We start from the raw sequence: 18,598 nt of genomic DNA, 5'->3' as shown, positions 1-18,598 counted from the left end.
CATTCTGCCTTGCTCATTGAATGTCTCTCATCGGTCGGTTCACATAAAGGAGGTTCAAATGAAATCGGTTAAGCACAATATTTACAATAAAATGAATATGGCACTCTACCGGCATCGGCTCAAGCCATATTATGAAATATTAAAGAGTATTAAAAGTTTTCAAATGAACGATTGGAGCGACTCGAAAATCAAAGAGTTTGCTCAGGAACTCAAGCATAAATCTCAAACGGGCGTTCCGCTAAAGAATTTGCTTACCGAGGGGGCAGCTTTGGTGGGTGAAGCGGTATGGCGCTCGCTGCGAATTCGATTGTACGAAATACAATTAGTAGCTGGTTTAGCCCTTCATGATGCGAATATGGTGGAGATGCACACTGGTGAGGGAAAGACGCTTTCTGCTGTTCTTCCGGCTTATTTAAATGCGCTACAGGGAAAAGGATCTCATATCTTTACGTTTAATGATTATTTGGCAAGCAGGGATGCTAACTGGATGGGGCCGGTTTATCAATTTTTGGGCCTTACCGTGGGGTGCATAACAGAAGGTTCTAACATGCAGGAGCGAAAGTCAGCTTATGCTGCCGATATTACTTATTTGACAGCCAAGCAGGCTTGTTTTGATTATATGAAAGACTCGTTGGTATACGATGCAAACAAAAGGGTACAACGATCTCTTCATTTTGTACTGGTGGACGAAGCTGATTCGATTTTAATTGATGAGGCAAGGATACCGCTTGTTATTGCAGGAAAAACAGACGATGTTAGAGTTGGCTTCAGCAGGATGCCCAGCATTGTTAAGCAGCTCCTGCCAGTTATTGATTACGATACGGACGAGAATGAGCGAAATGTATACTTAACAGAAGCTGGAGCTGAGAAGGTTGAGTCGTTGCTTCATTGCGGCAATTTATATGACATCGAAAACTCCGACAAGCTATCCGAACTCAATTGTGGGCTTCATGCTGAGGTCTTGCTGAAGAAAGGTGTTCATTATATCGTACGAGATGGAGCCGTACAGCTCATTGATGAGTTTACCGGAAGGATAGCGGATAAAAGGCACTGGCCCGATGGTTTGCAGGCGGCAGTGGAAGTAAAGGAAGGGCTCAAAGTTCAAGCTGGCGGGAAAATTTTGGGTTCGATGACTTTGCAGCACTTTTTAAGCTTATATCAAAAAATATGTGGTATGACGGCAACCGCCCAATCATCTGCAGATGAGTTTAGAGACATCTATGCTTTGGATGTTGTTATAATACCTCCCAACAAACCATGTCAGAGAATCGATTTCCCACATTTAATATTTTCAGATAAAGAGGCAAAGAGGAAAGCAATCATTAGTGAGATCGTTGCTGTTCATGAGACGGGCCGCCCGATTTTAGTGGGTACCTCCAGCGTTGAGGAATCCAATCAACTCTCGACTGATCTGGTGAGCAAGGGGATTCCATGCCATGTACTGAATGCGCAACATGATCAGCAAGAGGCTGAAATCATATCCGGGGCAGGAGTGCTGAATGCAGTCACCGTTTCAACCAATATGGCTGGCCGGGGAGTGGATATCATTCTTGGCGGGGGAGATCCTGAAGAGTACAAAAAAGTGGTGGCTCTTGGGGGACTGTATGTCATCGGCACAAATCTTCATGAAAGCAGCCGTGTTGATAAGCAATTGAGAGGACGAGCTGGCCGACAAGGAGATCCAGGATCATCGAGGTTTATCATAAGTTTGGAAGACGATATTTTGCTAAAGTTTGGACTGAAAGAGGCGCTTCCTAAAGAGTACTATAGTCTGAGGCAGGAAACTCCTCTTAAAGGTTCAAAAATTCAAAATGTCATCAATCATATTCAGCTTATCATAGAAGGTCAAAATTATGACATTAAAAAGACGCTAAACAAATACGCAGATCTTCTCGAGCAACAACGAAGAATATTAAATAAAAGACGGACGGATGTACTTTTCGATATTGTAAAGCCTAGTATATTGGCATCAAAAGAACCAGAACTGTATCGAAAATTGTGTCACACATTCGGACAGACAGAAGTTGATGAAAAAGAAAAGTATGTCCTGCTGGTTCAAATCGATAAATGTTGGTCTGACTATCTGGAGTATGCATCCTATGTAAAAGAAGGCATACATCTGGAAAGCTTGAGCAATAAAAACCCTTTGGATGAGTACAATCGGCTTATAATTCAAGCCTATGAAGAGCTGAACAAAAACATTGAAACAGAGGTACTAAACATCTTTTTAAAGATGGATTTAACTAAAAAAATGATTAATCTTAATTTGAATGAGATGAGAATCCCTTCAGCAACATGGACATATATCATAAACGATAGTTTTTTTCAGAACAGGGTTAATTTGTTCTAATTGGAATCCGGTGATGGCGTGCGTTCGACGGCTTCACCGGATTTTTTGCTTACCACAGTTGATATAGTAAAGAAGCCATCCCATGGTAAATGGAATGGCTTCGCTTTATGTGTGTTACTATTTTGCTGGTCGTGGCGCCGCGGTCGATTCCCGTGTGATAAGCTTCGTTGGCAGCAATAGTTCCATGTATGGCTCATGCTTGTGATCCATACGCCAGAACAGCTGCTCCACCGCCTTATGTCCAAACAGTTTCAAATCAACATCCATCGTTGTTGTTGGTGGCGTTGACAACCGAGACAGTTGCCCGTTGTCGAAGCTGCAAACGGACACGTCATCTGGCACCTTATAGCCGAGCTGGTGTAGCGTGGAGTTGACGAGAAACCCAAGGCCGTCGTTTACGCAAAACCAAGCGGTAGGCAGAGTGCTGACAGTTGTCATTTTCTTCATGATATATTCCGATTGCTCGATGGCATCTGTTATGATCCAGTCCGGGTTGACTTCGATACCGTAATCGTACAGTGCAAGCCGGAATCCTTCCATACGCTCATAATAGCTGGGCGAGAATTCGATGTTACCCATAAAGCCTATATTCCGGTGGCCGAGTTCGATGAGATGATGAGTAGCCTCATAAGCGCTGAATCGGTTGTTCGTCAATATACAGTCCGCCTGAATGGCCGGATGATGATGGTCTATCAGGACGGTCGGGATGTCTGTGTCGATAACTGCGTTCGTATAGGAGGTACTCAGATGAGATAGAATGAGTATGCCGTCCACGTCCTGACTTTCCAGGAAAGGAGGCAGTATCAAGGAGTGCTCCGAATCTTTGTCGATCGATTGGATAAGCAGATGTTTGCCGCGCTGCCTTGTCTCCTGTTCCACACTCAAATAAATTTCCCCGAAAAAACTCTTCCGGGCAAACGCAAAATCAGAAGCAATCAGGGCGATGTTGCCGGAAGTCTCCATCCGCCGTTTCTTACGTGCAGCGGGGTATACGTAGCCCATCTGATCCGCTATATCGACGATAAGCTGGCGAGTTTCTTCACTGACTCCATCCTTGCCAGACAGGGCCTGTGACACAGAATTTTTGGAAATGTTCAGCCGGTCGGCGATATCTTGCATTGTAACTTTCGATTTCATAAGGGATGAACCCTTCCTCTCTATAACGATGGTCCTAAGAAACGATGTCTCAAAAAAGAACGACGTCTCAAAAAAGTTTACATATTGTTAGTGTGCATAAAAAGCTATGGAAATTTCTCATACTAGTAGAAGTTATTCAAAAAATCCCCTCTTAATCATGATACTTCGTGTACTAAAAAGCTTCGTTGTCTGTAAATCACGTACTAATATAAATTATGCCATATATCCCGAGATTACAAAACATCAATATTAATTAAATTGTAACGTTACAAAAATAAATAGTAAAGTAAACGATGAAAGTAAATGATTTGTAGTACATTTAATTTCATGTCGAAAAATGCCGAAATAGCATTGACAAACTTATAAAAATGAATAATAATGTGATTACAAACGCTTTCAGTTAGTTTGTAATTTATTTTGTAACGTTACAATTATATTATTGTAATGGGGTTAGTTACACTGAAGTCATTCTCAGGAGGTTTGTTTAATGAAGAAGAAACTGTCAATCTTGCTTGCATTAACGATGATCGTTTCCGTCTTGGCCGCTTGCGGCAAGTCAGGAGCGCCTAACAAAGCCGCAGATGGAGTTACGACCATCGAGTTCTGGGCTGCACCGAATCCTCCGCAGCAGGCGTTTTGGATGGAAATGGCTAAGGCTTACGAGCAAGTCAATCCAAAGGTTAAAGTAAACGTCAGCGCGATCAAAGAATCGCCAAGCTCAGAGGCGAGCATTCAGGCGGCGATTGCCGGCGGAAGCGCACCGACCATTTCGGAGAACATCAACCGTGGCTTCGCGGCTCAGCTTGCGAACAGCAAGGCGCTTGTACCACTCAATACACTGCCGCAATATGAAGAAATCGTATCCGGCCGTAATATGAAGGACACGATTGAACCTTGGAAATTTTCCGACGATAACCAATATGTAATTCCGATTTATTCCAACCCGATGCTGTTCGGCTGGCGTCTTGACATTTTGAAGGAGCTTGGCTACAACGAGCCGCCAAAAACGTATAGCGAAGTGCTGGATGTAGCGAAAAAGCTGAAAGAGAAATACCCTGACAAATATGTATGGGCTAAAGGCGCGGATCTTGAAGATCCTACGGCTTGGAAGCGCTGGTTCGACTTCTTTATGTTGTACAACGCTGCTTCCGATGGCAATAAATTCATTGAAGGCAACAGTTTCGTAGCTGACGATGCTGCTGGTATTCAAGTGTTGGAGTTCGTTGACAACCTGCGTAAAGAAAAAGCGCTTTTGTCGAAAAACGTAACAGATCCATTTGAGTCAGGTACCGGGATCTTCACGGATCTTGGTCCATGGACATTTAACTATTGGAAAGAGAAATTCCCGGAAATGAAGTACAACGAAAACTTCACTCTTTCTCTGCCTCCGGTTCCGGACGGAATGAACCAGGCCGATGCGAAGACGTTCTCCGACTCTAAAGGTCTCGTTATGTTTGCTAGCACTCCGAAGGAAGAGCAGGAAGCGGCTGCCGAGTTCCTGAAGTGGGTATTCTCTGATGCGAAGAACGATGCGAAATGGTTCGAAACGACGAACTTGCCTCCGGCACGCGATGATTTGGCAGAGTTGCCTGAATTCAAAACAATTATGGAGAAATCACCTGAGCTTGAGCCGTATGCGAAGTCGGTTCCACAAGGTATCCCGGCTATCGACAACGCCCGTTACAACGAACTGCAAACGCTGATTGGACAAGAGGCGTTCAATAAAGTGGTTCGAGGCGAGATCGATCCGAAGACTGGATGGGAGAATATGAAGAAGGCGATTGAAGGGGAACTTCAACAATGATTAATAAAAGCAACAATAGGTTAGGCTGGCTTTTTGCCAGCCCCTACCTTGTTTTTTCACTTATTTTCTTTTTGGGGCCGCTGATTTGGTCGTTTTTTCTCTCGTTTACGAACTGGGATTTGATTTCACCGACATTTGATATCGTAGGGTTGAAAAACTTCGCCAAAGCACTAGCTTCACCAGGCGTGCAATCATCCTTCTGGGTCACATACAAGTTCATGCTCGTCTTCGTGCCGCTTGTAACCATTATGTCGCTCGGGGTGGCGGTGCTGGTACAGGGACTGCCAAAGTTCCGCAGCCTGTACTTGATTGGCTTCTTTCTGCCGTACCTATCTTCAGGCGTCGTGGCGTCGCTGATTGCAAAGGGTTTTTTGTCCTTTAACAGTCCGGTGAACGTCTTCCTGCGCGATAAACTTGGGCTCGACATCAACTGGCTTGGCTCTCCGATGTCGGCGTTGTTCATCGTGGCGCTTATCATCGCTTGGAAATTTACCGGATACTATGCGCTCATTCTGACTTCCGGTCTTGAGAGCATTGACAAGGAAGTATATGAGGCCGCGGCGATTGACGGAGTAACGGATCGTCAGCGCTTTTGGAGGGTCACGCTTCCATTGCTGTATCCGGCGATGTATACGACACTTATTTTGTCATTCGGCGTTACTTTCGGCATCTTTACGGAGGTATACCAGCTGACGGGCGGTGGACCGAACTTCGCCACAAACACATGGCAGATGGAGATTTACAACCAAGCATTCAAAAACTTGCAGGCAGGTTATGCATCAGCAATCGCCATAATGGCATCTGTCGTGACGTTCATTTCCATTTTTGTCATCAAAAAACTGCTAGAAATGTGGGGTAAGCGAAATGGTTGGGTCTAAACAAAACAACAAGTACCGTTTAACAGTCCGTTATATCATTGCCACGCTCCTGCTTCTGGTCATGGTATACCCGTACTTATATATGGTGTTGAACTCGTTTGCCGATTGGTCGCAGGTCGACCGCCAGCTCGTGCCGTCCACTTTTTCCCTGAAATCGTACGAATGGCTCTTTACGGGCGGGGAAGTTGGCATTGCAAGGCCGTGGCTAAATTCATTCTTCAACAGCGTTATCGTTTCTGTTGCTTCGACGGCGCTTATGATGCTCTTCGGTGTAATGGTCGCGTATGCGTTGTCGAAGCTTAATTTCAAAGGACGGGATACAATAAACAACTTTGTGTTGTTCCACATGTTCTTCCCGGCGATCATCTTGCTCATCCCGAACTTCCTCGTTATTCAGAAGGTCGGGCTGTACGACACGTATTGGGCGTTGATCATTCCGAAAGCGGTCAGCTTGTGGGCCATTTTTATGTACACGAACTTCTTCAAGGCGATTCCAACGGTATTCATCGAGGCGGCGAAGCTGGACGGGGCGTCCGACCTCAAGATTTTGTATCGCATCATGCTGCCAATGTCGCGTTCCATTACGGCCGTTATCTTCCTGTTCCTGCTCATGGAACGTTGGACAGAACTCCTGTGGGATATGATCGTTGTACGGAGTGACAATATGCTGACGCTGAACGTGCTCCTGTCGCAGATGTTTGGTCCTTATGGTGGCTATCCAGGCCCGCTGTATGCGGCTTCGGTACTCTTGACGCTGCCGATTATTATCATGTTCCTCATCTTCGGTAAGAAGTTTAAAGAGGGCATGCAGTTCAGTCTTAAGTAACTTGCACTTGCAAGTTACTGGGTTAAGCATGGGGAGTGGAGAAAATGGAAAAGCCATGGTGGAAATCAGCCGTTTTCTATGAAATTTACATGCCGAGCTTTTGCGACGGCAATGCGGACGGCATCGGCGACTTCGCCGGAATCACGTCAAAGCTCGATGAATTGCAGGAGTTAGGCGTGGACGGTCTGTGGTTGACGCCATTCTACCGTTCGCCAAAGGTGGATAACGGTTATGATATCGCTGATTATACCGCCATCGATCCTGATTATGGCACGATGGAAGATTTCGATAGGTTCATTCACGAGGCGCACACTCGGGGAATTAAGGTCATCGTCGACCTTGTACTGAACCATACGTCCGCCGAGCATGATTGGTTCCGTGAGTCCCGTTCGTCTCTCACGAATCCGAAGCGCGACTGGTACATCTGGAAGGACCCGGTGGACGGTGGTCCACCGAACAACTGGGAATCATTCTTTGGTGGGTCAGCGTGGGAATATGACAAAGCGAGCGGGCAGTATTACTATCATGCCTTTGCAAAAGAGCAGGTCGATCTGAACTGGGCGCATCCTGAGGTGCGAACGGCGATGAAGGACGTTATGGGCTTCTGGCTCGACAAGGGCATCGACGGCTTCCGGCTCGATGTGATCAACTTCCTGAAAGTTTCCGGGTCATTTACGGACAATCCGTACGACGCAGACAAGGGCGAGCAGGAGCATGTATACGACAAGGACCAGGATGGCATTTTGGACGCGATCGCGGATATCTGTGCCTATGTGCATGAGCGGGAAGGAACGTTCATGGTTGGTGAAGTCGGTTCGGAGGATATGGACGTGCTACGTCGCTACAGCGGCAACGGACTGCTTGACGTCGTGTTCAACTTCAATCTGGGTAGCCAAGAGACGTTGTCGCTTGCTCGTCTCTATGAAGAGCTGCGCAAGATGGAAGATATTCACTCACCGGATCAAGTTCCTACGCTGTTCTTTAGCAGCCATGACATGCCGCGTCACATTTCCCGGTTCGGCGACGGGGATTCGGAGCTGGAAGAGAAGCGGGCAAAGTTGATCGCCACGTTAATGCTTACGGCGAAGGGCGTACCATTTCTCTATTATGGTGACGAAATCGGGATGCGTGATTTCACGGCAGAACGAATTGAAGATATGCGCGACATCCAAGGGCGGACCGCTTTTCAAATGGCACTGGAGAGTGGGAAGACAGCCGACGAGGCGTTGCACGCGGCCAATGCAAAATGCCGGGACAAATCGCGGACACCGATGCAGTGGGATGATGATGTCTACGGTGGCTTCTCATCGGTTCCGCCTTGGATCGGTATGGGGTCAAACCACCGCGTATTGAACGTACAGTCGGGGAGACAATCGGCGGATTCGCTATACGCGTTCTATCGCAAGCTTATTGCACTTCGCCGCCAGCACCCGGCGCTTCACGACGGTGATTATGCGCGGTTGGAACGCCGGGACGATGTCTTGTTGTACGTCAAGCGGACGGCTGGCGAGGAAGCTTTGGTAGCAATCAACTTCGGAAATAAGCCGTTTGCGCTTTCGTCTGAAGAGCTGCTGGCAGGTAAGCCAAACTTCGCCTTGTCGTCAAGCCGGGATTCGGCTGCAGATATCGAATCGTTTATTCTTGGGCCGTACGAAGCGGCCATATGGATAAGCGGAATTAACGAGTGAAGGAGACATACTCACATGGAATTGAATAAAGGCAGTGTAAAAACATGTGAAACATTACTGCAGGAATATAACACGCATGCACCTCTAGCACAGAATGCTGAGAAATTGGTGTTTACCGGAGTTGGCGATAAAGATGTTTACAATATTACGGCTCCATTTGAAGACGAAGGGGAGCAAGTTATTGCCGGACGCGTAGAATCGCGTGACAGCGAGCATTCCGAGGTCCATTTCTTCGTCGAGCTAGAAGGAAAATGGGTGCCACGTGAAGGGGCGCCAATGTTTACGCTGCAGGATCCGTTCCAAACGCACATTGGCGGCGAGCTGGTACTCGGCGGTGTGCAGATTTATCCACACCCGACGATGGAAAATGCGCTTATGTGGCGTACCGTATTTTATAAAGGCAAGAACATCGCTTCGCTTCAACCGTTCTTCACAGGACCGGACGGCATGAAAGATCTACGGCTCGTTGAACTGCAGGATGGTAGTATTGGTGTATTTACCCGACCACAGGGAGACAAGGGCGGCCGTGGCAAGATCGGCTTTGCCCGTGTAAACCGCTTGGAGGACTTATCTATTGATCTTATCAACGATACGCCGCTGCTTGACGGACAATTTACCGATGAAGAGTGGGGCGGCGCTAACGAGGCGCACCTGCTGAAGAATGGGTACCTCGGTGTACTTGGCCACATCGCCAGCTTTGATGCGCAAGGTGACCGCCACTATTATCCGATGGTATTCGCTCTCGACCCGGCAACGGGCCAATTTTCCGACATCGAGCTGATCGCTGTCCGGAACAAGTTTCTTCCGGGAGCTGCAAAGCGCAGTGACCTCGAGGACGTCGTATTCAGCGGCGGCCTTGTACGTAATGGAGACGGTACAGCGACACTGTACGCCGGCATTAGCGATGCGGAAGCGCATCGATTGACCATTTCTGATCCGTTTGTGAAGTTTGAACAGGCTTAATTAGGGTTACCATTTTGCTTAAGGAGTTAACATCAATGAACATTTACCGCTATGAAGAAAATCCGCTTATTACGCCAGCTGACGTTAAGCCGCATCGCGACGACTTTGAAGTTATCGGCGCGTTCAACGCGGGCGTTGCGACTTATAATGGGGAGACACTCTTGCTGCTGCGTGTGGCGGAACGTCCGATAAGCAACGACCCAAACATCGTTAAAGCACCGGTGTTTAATTCAGAAACAAAGAAGCTCGACCTGATCGAGCTGCGTACAGACGACGATCGCTACGATTTCTCCGATCCGCGCGTCATTCGCAACAAGGCGCAAAGTGCAACGTTCGAATATTTGACTTCAATCTCGTATATCCGCATCGCGCGGAGCAAGGACGGGCACAACTTTACAATCGACAACGAGCCGTTCGTTTATCCGTCCACTTCGCTGGAAACGTTCGGGATCGAAGATCCCCGCGTGACACAAATCGGCGACACTTACTACATCTATTTCTCCGCCGTGTCTCCAGTTGGCGTCGGCGAATCAATGGTATCGACAAAGGACTTCGTGAATGTGACGCATCACGGCATGATTTTCGGCCCGGACAACAAAGATGTACTCATCTTCCCGGAGAAAATCAATGGAAAATATTATGCACTGCACCGTCCGACAACAAAGAGCATTGGTAACCCGGAAATCTGGATTGCCGAGTCGGATAACCTGCTTTATTGGGGTAACCACAAGCATTTGCTCGGACTGCGTCCGGGTATGTGGGATGGCGGCCGCATGGGCGGTGGCGCCGTACCGTTTAAGACGGAAAAGGGATGGCTCGAGCTCTACCATGGTGCAACGAAGGAGCACCGTTATTGTATGGGCGCCGTTTTGCTGGACTTGAACGACCCGAGTAAGGTCATCGCTCGTTCTGGACAACCTGTTATGGAACCGGAAGCGGACTACGAGAAGAAGGGCTTCTTTGGCGACGTTGTCTTCTCTTGCGGTGCTGTCGTTGAAGGCGATACGGTGAAAATGTATTATGGTGTGGCCGATACGTCAATGGCTTGCGCTGAGCTTAGCGTGAAGGAAATTTTGGACAGCTTAACTTACTTGTAATCTTATAGAAATAGAGTGGAAGAGAAAACGCCAAAACCGGAGGGTTTTGGCGTTTTCTGGATAGGAGATGGAAATGATACTAAGCGAAAATTGGAAGCTGCGTGATTTCAACGTTGGCGAAGCGCGCGATTTGGAGGTAGCTTCACCCGAGTATATCGACTATTTTTGGATGACAACAAAGGTACCGGGCGACGTGCATACAACGCTGATCGAACGGGGCATCATTGCAGATCCGTTCTACGGGCACAATGATCAACAGTGCCGATGGGTCGAGGAGAAAGTATGGTGGTACCGCACTGTATTTGCCTGGGATGGTGAAATGGATGCTGGTGAGCGAATGGAGCTGATCTTCGAAGGGCTCGATACGTTTGCTACTGTATATTTGAATGGAGTGGAACTAGGCTCTACGGACAACATGTTCATCGCTCATTCGTTCGAGGCGACGCGTGAACTGAAGAAGGGCAAAAATGTATTGGCAGTTAAAATCGATCCGGTGCATCTGCATGCCAAGGACAAGATGCAGTATTATTGGTCCGGGTTCAGCAAGAAACGGATCTGGACGCGCAAGGCGCAGAGCCATTATGGCTGGGATTGGGGTCCGCGGCTCGTCTGCGCGGGAATTTGGAAGGACGTACATCTCGTTAAGCGTCGTCATGCCTATGTGGAGAGCGTATTCGCGCGCACGGTCGAGGTAACGGATAGGGAAGCGACCGTGGACGTAACGGTTGACGTTCGGGCGTTTGAACGGGGCAAGGTCTGCTCGGCTTCCGTAGAATTGATGGATGCAACGGGGAATCAAGTTGCAGCAGAGTCTTTCTCACTTGAACGCAGTACGGGACTTGTGCAGGACGGAGCCATCTGTGCAAACGGGTTGTCTGGCGATGTTACATTGCGGGTACCGAATCCATCGCTTTGGTGGACGCATGATTTGGGAGACCCGTATTTGTATCAGTTAAAGGTGACGCTATTGAGCGACGGTGAGGCGGTTGATCTGCACGAAGAGCGGTTCGGTATTCGCACACTTGAGCTGATGCGACGCGATGAAGAGGGACGTCATGCCTTCACATTTGTGTTGAACGGTGTGAAGCTGTTCGCAAAGGGGGCTAACTGGATTCCGATCGACAGTTTTATTGCGGCTGTGCCGGACGCCCGTTACAGTCATCTGATCCAGATGTCAAAGGATGCGAACATGAATATGTTGCGCGTCTGGGGCGGTGGTATCTACGAGCGGGACATATTCTACGACGAATGCGACCGGTTAGGTTTGCTTGTCTGGCAGGATTTTATGTTTGCCTGTGCGCTCTATCCGGACTACAACCGCAACTTTATGAATAACGTGCGCCACGAAATCGAGCAAGTCGTCAAGCGGCTGCGCAGCCGGACATGCCTCGCTCTTTGGTGCGGTAACAACGAGAACGACTGGCTGTACGAGGCATTGCATGCGAGCGGGGAAATTACTCATCCTTTCTATGGGGAGAAGATTTACCACGAGCTGATGCCGGCTCTACTCGACACGCTTGACCCGACGCGTCTGTACTGGCCGAGTTCGCCGTACGGGGGCAACGACCACAACTCGCGTGAGGAGGGCGACACCCACAATTGGCAGGTATGGCACGGCAATATCGAGCCGCGGGTGTTCGGTGAGCCGCAACTACAGGACTACAGCGTAGAAGGCTTGTCCTTCAAGAAGTTTAAGGGCGATACAACGAAGTTCGCGAGCGAATTCGGCATGCATGCGTCGTCTAACCGCTACACGTTGCAGCGCAACATTCCAGAGAGTCAATTTTATTGGGGCAGCGAAGAGATGATGTACCGCAACAAGGACATCCACCATCCGAAGGGTATTTTGCTCATGGAAGGATATACAGGCGCGCCCACCAATATAGAAGAGTATATGAATTATTCCATGCTGACGCAGGCTGAAGGGCTTAAATACGGCATCGAGCATTACCGCCGCAATAAGCCGGATACGAGCGGCGCGCTGTTCTGGCAATTGAACGACTGCTGGCCGGGAACGAGTTGGTCGGTTATCGATTACTACGGATTGCCAAAGGCGGCGTACCATTATTCGCGTAAATTTTTTGCACCCGTGTTGTTGACGGTGGATCATGATGCTGGTGAGGAATTCGTGTTGTGGGCGCTGAATGACCGCATTCAAAACTATGACGATACGGTGTTGTTGACTGTGTATCAGATGGATGGCACGGTGTTGTCTAAGCGTGAATTCGATCTGTCCGTACCGGGCAATGATAAGGTAAAGATTGCTGAGTTGTCCGAAGCGGAGCTTACGTGCGGAGTAGATGCATCGGACGTTGTATGTGTTGTGAGCTCGGGAAGTGGCGCAGCGGAGGATAACTTCATCTACTTGCGAGATTACAAGGATATGCGCTTCGATTCTGCGCAGCTTCGGGTGGAAGTTGACGAGGAGGTCGCTGTTATCCGGCTGACGACAGATCGAGTGGCTCGTATGGTCAAGCTGGAGCTTGATGAGGAGTGGCTCGTGCTGAGCGATAATTTCTTCGATCTTCTCCCGGGACAGACGAAGGAAATTCGGGTAACGCAATCTGATGGCAAGCCGATCCCGTGGGAGACGTTGCGAGTGTCCGCCTTGAATGCGATCGAGAACAGCGCGCGCGGGTGATCAATAATAACAGGTTGAGGCTTGGAGTGGTCAGTTTGAAGGCTCTTGAGCCGAACATCAATATTTCGGAGAAAAGGAATGAGAGCATGAAGGCAGCAGTTCTTCGCGGTACATTGAACATGGAAGTGATGGATTGGGCGGAAAGAACGCTTGGTAAAGACGAGGTTATGGTGCGTGTCGCCTGCTGCGGTATTTGCGGCACAGACCTGCATATTTATCACGGCCATCCAGGATCGGCAGAGGTAGAGCCTCCGATTGTGCTCGGCCATGAGTTGGCGGGTATCGTTGAGGCTGTGGGGGAAACGGTCACGGCTCTGCAGCCGGGTGACCGGGTATCAGTCGACCCTAATATGTATTGCGGGTCATGCGAATATTGCCGCGGTGGGCGCGCTCATCTATGCGACCGGCTGCAGGCCGTTGGCGTGACGCGGGACGGCGGTATGGGCGAGCTGTGCGTTGTACCGGCGGCCAACTGCTACAAGTTGCCGGATCACGTTAGCATGATGGAGGGGGCCATGGTCGAGCCGCTTGGCTGCGTGCTGCACGGCTACAAGAAGCTGGATCTGCGTCCGAACCAGCACGTACTGATCGCAGGTGGTGGCTTCATCGGCCAGTTATTCCTGCAGCTCGTCAAGGCGGCGGGTGTCACCCGCATTACGGTAAGTGAGCCGAATTCGCATAAGCGTGAGGCGCTGCTGGCGCTTGGCGCGCATGCCGTTGTGTCGCCATTTGACACCGCAGAGGCGGCCGGGCTACGTAACTCCGCTGACGTTGTCATCGAATGCGTCGGCCGGCCCGAATCGGTCGAGCTGGCTGTCACAGCGGCACGCAAGGGAGGCCAAGTGCTGCTCTTTGGCGTCGCCTCGCCGGATGCGAGCGCAAGCTTCTCGCCGTACGAGATTTTCAGCAAAGAGCTGCGTATCATGGGCTCGTTCATCAATCCGTACACGCACGAGGAGGCGATTGCGCTCATCGCGCAAGGCATCGTGCGTATCGAGCCGCTCATCAGCCACTGCTTCCGCTTGAACGACCTGCCGGATGTTATGGCTACGTATCCGCAGCTTAATGTAACCAAAGCGGTTGTTGTGCATAAATAGCTGGGCAAAGCAAGTTGTCCGCAACAACGAAGAGGGCTATCCTACAGTCATTAAAGATGATTGTGGGATAGTTTTTTTTATTCCTCATTTTAAGGCAGCCTAGGCAATTCATATGGTTAGAGTCAAAGAGGTAACGTATAAGTCGGACATGAAAAATGCCTCGAATTATAAATCTCTTGAGGAATATATCCATATGTGGGCGTTTTTATAAAGTTCATAAGTGATTTTCTTGGTGAGTGATTCGCAAATCCCTTTGTGAGAGGCCGTATTTACGAAGTGCGGTAATACGCGTAATATGGGGGTATTCACGAAGTTCGTAGATAAGACGTTATCGGAAATCTAAGCAAGGGAGTAGAAAAATGAATTTTTTAGAACTGAAATATTGTGAACAATGCAAAACAGATGAGTGTGAGTTCCCAGAAGTTACACGCTTTCTTGACTGGATTCAGAATGAAGAAAAAGTAAATTACGAGCATTATAGTTGTCCTGATAAAGAAGGTAAAGAACTCACTGCTGATCTTCAATTTAAAAGCATAGATAAAATACTGACAATTGAGGTGAAACGACTCCACCACGCCTTTTCAAAAAGAAAAAAACAAGAAAAAGAAGACATTGCTTTAATGCATGGTATGTATACAATAAACGGAATGTTTGAGCAGGCGATAGCTTATATAGATGATAAAGTTTATGAGTATATCTCGAATAATTTTATCGTCCACATGCCAATGGCTATAGTTAGTGATACCGAGGCTATAGAATTAGGATATAAACTTTTGGAATTTCTTCATAATGAAGATTTAGATTTGATTAATAATAAGTTTGTTTATGAAAAGAAAAACAAGAAAAAAATAGAACTGAAATTTGAACCTCTTACGGATGAATTGAAAAGATTTTCAAAAGAAGGTAGGATACTTCAATCTTTCCCTACATCATCTGATAATGAAGGAACGAACTTCTTGGATATTTGGAATAGTACCTGGGAGTTGAGTTCTATTAAAGAAAAAATATTGAAAAATTTGGTTAAATCTAATAACAGTTTTAATGGTGTAGATAATAATAGAATTGTACTGCAAATAATGGTAATAAAGTATGGCTTGGATCTAACCTTGATGATTCCTGAGTTTTTTGATCGTTTCATTTTTGAATTAAAAGAAGAAATTCAAGAATCTAAACGAGAATTTCAAAATCAGGAATTTAAATTTGACAACGCCTATATCTGTCTCTCTGTTGATGGAATTGACGATGAAACTAATTTCAGGGTTATAGACATTTCTGATTTATTAATAAGTTAGACTTCTGATAACATAATATTCAAGCATCGGGCATGCGCCCTCGGTCCGGCAGAGGGATTTCGGGGAAGCAGAGGCAGCCGGACACACCTGGCATTCGCCAGGCGTCGTGAATACATGAACGTTATATGAAATCTTTGAGAGATCATATTTTAAACCCAAAGCAAAAAAACAACTTTGGTTTCCCAAGTTATTTGAAAGGATTAAATTTTATCGTTTGATGTTCATATATTTTTGTAGGTCTACCCCATGTGAATTTATCTATTCCTATCTCCTTAAAACCAAATTTTTCGTAGAACTGTATATGGTCAGTAGTAAGGTACACTTTATCAAAGCCTAATTGTCCAGCTATAATTCTTCCATGCAGGAGTAATTGCTCACTTAAGCGATTACCCCTTTTACTTTCATCAATAAATACGCAGGATATCCAAGGAGATGAATCGGTCCGTTCAATTAGTTCCTTCTCAAGTAACTGATAGAAGCCAATAATACGGTTATCTTCAAGCATAAAAAAACATTGTGGCAACTCATCTTTTTTCTCAAGGCAAGTTTCAAGTATGGAATTAAATACATTTTTTACAGGTGGCCAATGTTTTTCTACGTACATTTTTAGTTGCTCTTTGTATTGGGGGTTATCAAGAATCGAATTGATTGAGAAGGTTTGTTTCATTAAATACCTCAGTTCTTGTTTTTTTATCAAATCCTATCACTTCAATTATACATCAGATAACGATTTTACAACTTAATTCATTACATAAATATTAACCAGACAGATAAATATTGGGATGATAATTAAGAGATTTTAAGGTAGGACTGAGGGTCTAAAACTTCATCTAGCACTTGTATTCACGCATCGGGCCGTACGGCCTTAATAAAAATTGTAGAAGTGAGGAGGTGAAGATTTAAACAATGAGTGAACAAATGGGAACAAAAGCAAATAAGCGACTTGACAGTGTTCGTGTACTTGTTCAAGAAATGATCGTGTCAATGGTTAGCGTACTCCAGAGACAGGAAGCGTATGTTCATCTGAACGAGGTGTCTAACATTTTCCTCAATGCTTGCAAAGAAAAGAGGACAAAATCAGGAATTGGCAGCAATCATAGGATTACTTCACGATTATTATTACTATAAAACCGGAATCCGTGAGTTTCCTGGTCCCAATAGTGCCGAGACCGTAAGACCTCTATTAAGAGATATGAATATTTTTACTAAAGAAGAGCAGATCACAATCCTAAAGGCAATCTTTCATCGAGGGGACAGAAGTAGGGTCCATGGTCCATATGAAGAAATCGTCAAGGATGCATATGTGATGCAGCTGTACTTTCAGAATTCGAGCCGTATTTTATCCCAGCAGGATGTCAGTAGACTTCGGAATGTGTTTCGTGAATTGGCGATTCCAGAAGATTTTTCGGACGAGATGCATGACAGTGACAAGAGAGGGATTCTCCAGAACACGGACAGACGCAGCAAGTTGGCTGATATTGCGGAAGCACTCGGGAGAGAGAACATCATTGGAGTGCCGGGAGATGAACGATATCGAGAAATCTGTAACTATTGGCCTGATCAAGGTAACTATAAAGTATTACAGAGCAATTGGTGCGCTGCTTTCGTGTATCACTGCTGCATGCAAGCTGGATTTCAACTACCGATTCGAGACCCGAATGGTATGTATCGACTGGCTGGGGTAGGGGCTTGGTTAGATTGGGCACAGTTACCTGAAACCGGATTTCTTTGTTTTGATGGGCAGATGGGGTTTACTCCTCAACGCGGTGATATCGTGATCTATGAAAAATTGCTAACCGATGTCTCACACGACCATATAGGTATTGTTTTGGCATGCGATGACAAAGAAATATTAGTTGCAGAGGGTAATAGAGATAATCAGAATTACTCCAGCGTTTTCTATAGGGATAGGTGGCATTGCATATTGGGCTATATCCGTATCGATAATGACTACCAATTTCATTTTAGCGACGATTACAATCCAATAATTTAAGGATGATTGACAATGGATTGTGCTTTGTTCGTAAGGATTTGAACTAACGGGGAAGTATGGCTAACTAATAATGTAGGTATTTCGAAGAAAGCGCTGGCATTCTATAACTATGTATCTACGCTGCGGGCAGACAACCTTGCACCGACTAACCGCATCGCGGCCGTTCCTATCGGACCTTAAGCGTGAGGGTTCGTAGATACAAAAACATTATCGGAAAAATACGGAAGGAAAATATTAATAAAAATACTTATGTTTAAGAGGGAGAATAATATGTCTGATATCATTTTTGAAAATATCTAGATCACACTAGAATCGAATGACACTGATTATGAAGAGAGTTGTAATAATTTATATCAGTATAATGTTCGCGCAACCAATGAATTATTAAAAAAACCTGGGAAGGATATAAATTTATATTTAAAAGATGAATCGGGAAAAGCAATGGGCGGTTTGTTTTGTGAAACTTGGTTATACGGATTGTATCTTGATGTTTTTTGGATAGCTGATGAATATAGACATAAAGGATATGGAAAAGTTATGTTGACTGAAGCAGAAAGATTGGGGAAAGAACTCGGATGTACATTTGCCCATACTTGCACTTTTACCTATCAATCTCCGGAATTTTATAAGAATATGGGTTATGAGATATTTGGAGTTAATGATGAATACCCAGATGGAATAAAACAATATTTTTTGAAAAAGAAGTTGTAATGAAAGAGATTAATAATGTCACGAGCATAATACTGAAAGTTTATCACAGAGTACGTGTCCATCGGATAACACAGTATTCATGCTGCCGGCTGCGCCTGGGTCAGGAGAAACGTATTCATTA

14 protein-coding genes are annotated in these 18,598 nt (G+C 46.4%); 12 read left to right on the top strand and 2 right to left on the bottom strand.

Going from position 1 to position 18,598, the window contains the following annotated elements; all coding sequences use genetic code 11:
- The first annotated feature begins 58 nt into the window (after window positions 1-58).
- A complete protein-coding gene (gene secA2, locus AC2TF5_RS18715) occupies window positions 59-2,350 on the top strand; it encodes an accessory Sec system translocase SecA2 (RefSeq protein ID WP_491298681.1) in 2,292 nt (763 codons plus the stop codon).
- Window positions 2,351-2,467: 117 nt separating this feature from the next.
- On the opposite strand, the gene AC2TF5_RS18710 is transcribed toward secA2, so the two are convergent.
- The gene (locus AC2TF5_RS18710; protein ID WP_491298679.1) at window positions 2,468-3,487 is read right to left on the bottom strand and encodes a LacI family DNA-binding transcriptional regulator; all 1,020 of its coding nucleotides are present in this window, start codon (window positions 3,485-3,487) and stop codon (window positions 2,468-2,470) included.
- A 487-nt stretch (window positions 3,488-3,974) separates the two neighbouring features.
- Here AC2TF5_RS18710 and AC2TF5_RS18705 point away from each other — a divergent pair, with 487 nt between their 5' ends.
- The 9 genes from AC2TF5_RS18705 to AC2TF5_RS18665 all read left to right on the top strand — a co-directional run bounded on the left by AC2TF5_RS18705 (window position 3,975) and on the right by AC2TF5_RS18665 (window position 15,773).
- Window positions 3,975-5,291 (top strand): ABC transporter substrate-binding protein, encoded by a 1,317-nt coding sequence (locus AC2TF5_RS18705; protein WP_491298677.1) that lies wholly within the window; start codon window positions 3,975-3,977, stop codon window positions 5,289-5,291.
- Window positions 5,291-6,169, top strand: coding sequence for a carbohydrate ABC transporter permease (locus AC2TF5_RS18700; RefSeq protein ID WP_491302935.1), 879 nt, complete (start codon window positions 5,291-5,293; stop codon window positions 6,167-6,169). Before AC2TF5_RS18705 ends, AC2TF5_RS18700 begins: the two co-directional genes overlap by 1 nt.
- Window positions 6,156-6,995 carry a carbohydrate ABC transporter permease gene (locus AC2TF5_RS18695; RefSeq protein WP_491298676.1) on the top strand — a complete coding sequence of 280 codons (840 nt, stop codon included), beginning with the start codon at window positions 6,156-6,158 and terminating at the stop codon, window positions 6,993-6,995. The genes AC2TF5_RS18700 and AC2TF5_RS18695 overlap by 14 nt, the downstream gene beginning before the upstream one ends.
- A 44-nt stretch (window positions 6,996-7,039) precedes the next feature.
- Window positions 7,040-8,683, top strand: coding sequence for an alpha-glucosidase (locus tag AC2TF5_RS18690; RefSeq protein WP_491298675.1), 1,644 nt, complete (start codon window positions 7,040-7,042; stop codon window positions 8,681-8,683).
- A gap of 15 nt (window positions 8,684-8,698) precedes the next feature.
- Complete coding sequence (locus tag AC2TF5_RS18685) at window positions 8,699-9,646, top strand: MTP-1 family protein (protein ID WP_491298674.1); 948 nt, start codon at window positions 8,699-8,701, stop codon at window positions 9,644-9,646.
- 35 nt (window positions 9,647-9,681) lie between these two features.
- Complete coding sequence (locus AC2TF5_RS18680) at window positions 9,682-10,743, top strand: BtaManbiosPhlase (protein WP_491298673.1); 1,062 nt, start codon at window positions 9,682-9,684, stop codon at window positions 10,741-10,743.
- A gap of 73 nt (window positions 10,744-10,816) precedes the next feature.
- Window positions 10,817-13,384 carry a beta-mannosidase gene (locus AC2TF5_RS18675; protein WP_491298672.1) on the top strand — a complete coding sequence of 856 codons (2,568 nt, stop codon included), beginning with the start codon at window positions 10,817-10,819 and terminating at the stop codon, window positions 13,382-13,384.
- Window positions 13,385-13,419: 35 nt separating this feature from the next.
- Window positions 13,420-14,481: a zinc-dependent alcohol dehydrogenase family protein gene (locus AC2TF5_RS18670; protein WP_491298671.1), complete on the top strand. Its 1,062-nt coding sequence runs from the start codon at window positions 13,420-13,422 to the stop codon at window positions 14,479-14,481.
- A gap of 359 nt (window positions 14,482-14,840) precedes the next feature.
- Window positions 14,841-15,773 (top strand): hypothetical protein, encoded by a 933-nt coding sequence (locus AC2TF5_RS18665; protein WP_491298670.1) that lies wholly within the window; start codon window positions 14,841-14,843, stop codon window positions 15,771-15,773.
- 187 nt (window positions 15,774-15,960) lie between these two features.
- Here the strand turns inward: AC2TF5_RS18665 and AC2TF5_RS18660 are convergent, their stop codons facing one another.
- Window positions 15,961-16,440: a GNAT family N-acetyltransferase gene (locus tag AC2TF5_RS18660; RefSeq protein ID WP_491298669.1), complete on the bottom strand. Its 480-nt coding sequence runs from the start codon at window positions 16,438-16,440 to the stop codon at window positions 15,961-15,963.
- A 417-nt stretch (window positions 16,441-16,857) separates the two neighbouring features.
- On the opposite strand from AC2TF5_RS18660, the gene AC2TF5_RS18655 reads away from it, so the two are divergent.
- Complete coding sequence (locus AC2TF5_RS18655) at window positions 16,858-17,766, top strand: CHAP domain-containing protein (RefSeq protein WP_491298668.1); 909 nt, start codon at window positions 16,858-16,860, stop codon at window positions 17,764-17,766.
- Between the two features lie 441 nt (window positions 17,767-18,207).
- Window positions 18,208-18,477, top strand: coding sequence for a GNAT family N-acetyltransferase (locus AC2TF5_RS18650; protein ID WP_491298667.1), 270 nt, complete (start codon window positions 18,208-18,210; stop codon window positions 18,475-18,477).
- The last annotated feature ends 121 nt before the right edge of the window (window positions 18,478-18,598 follow it).

The organism is Paenibacillus sp. JNUCC 34 (assembly GCF_058269055.1).
This window is presented reverse-complemented; position numbering and strand designations above follow the sequence as displayed.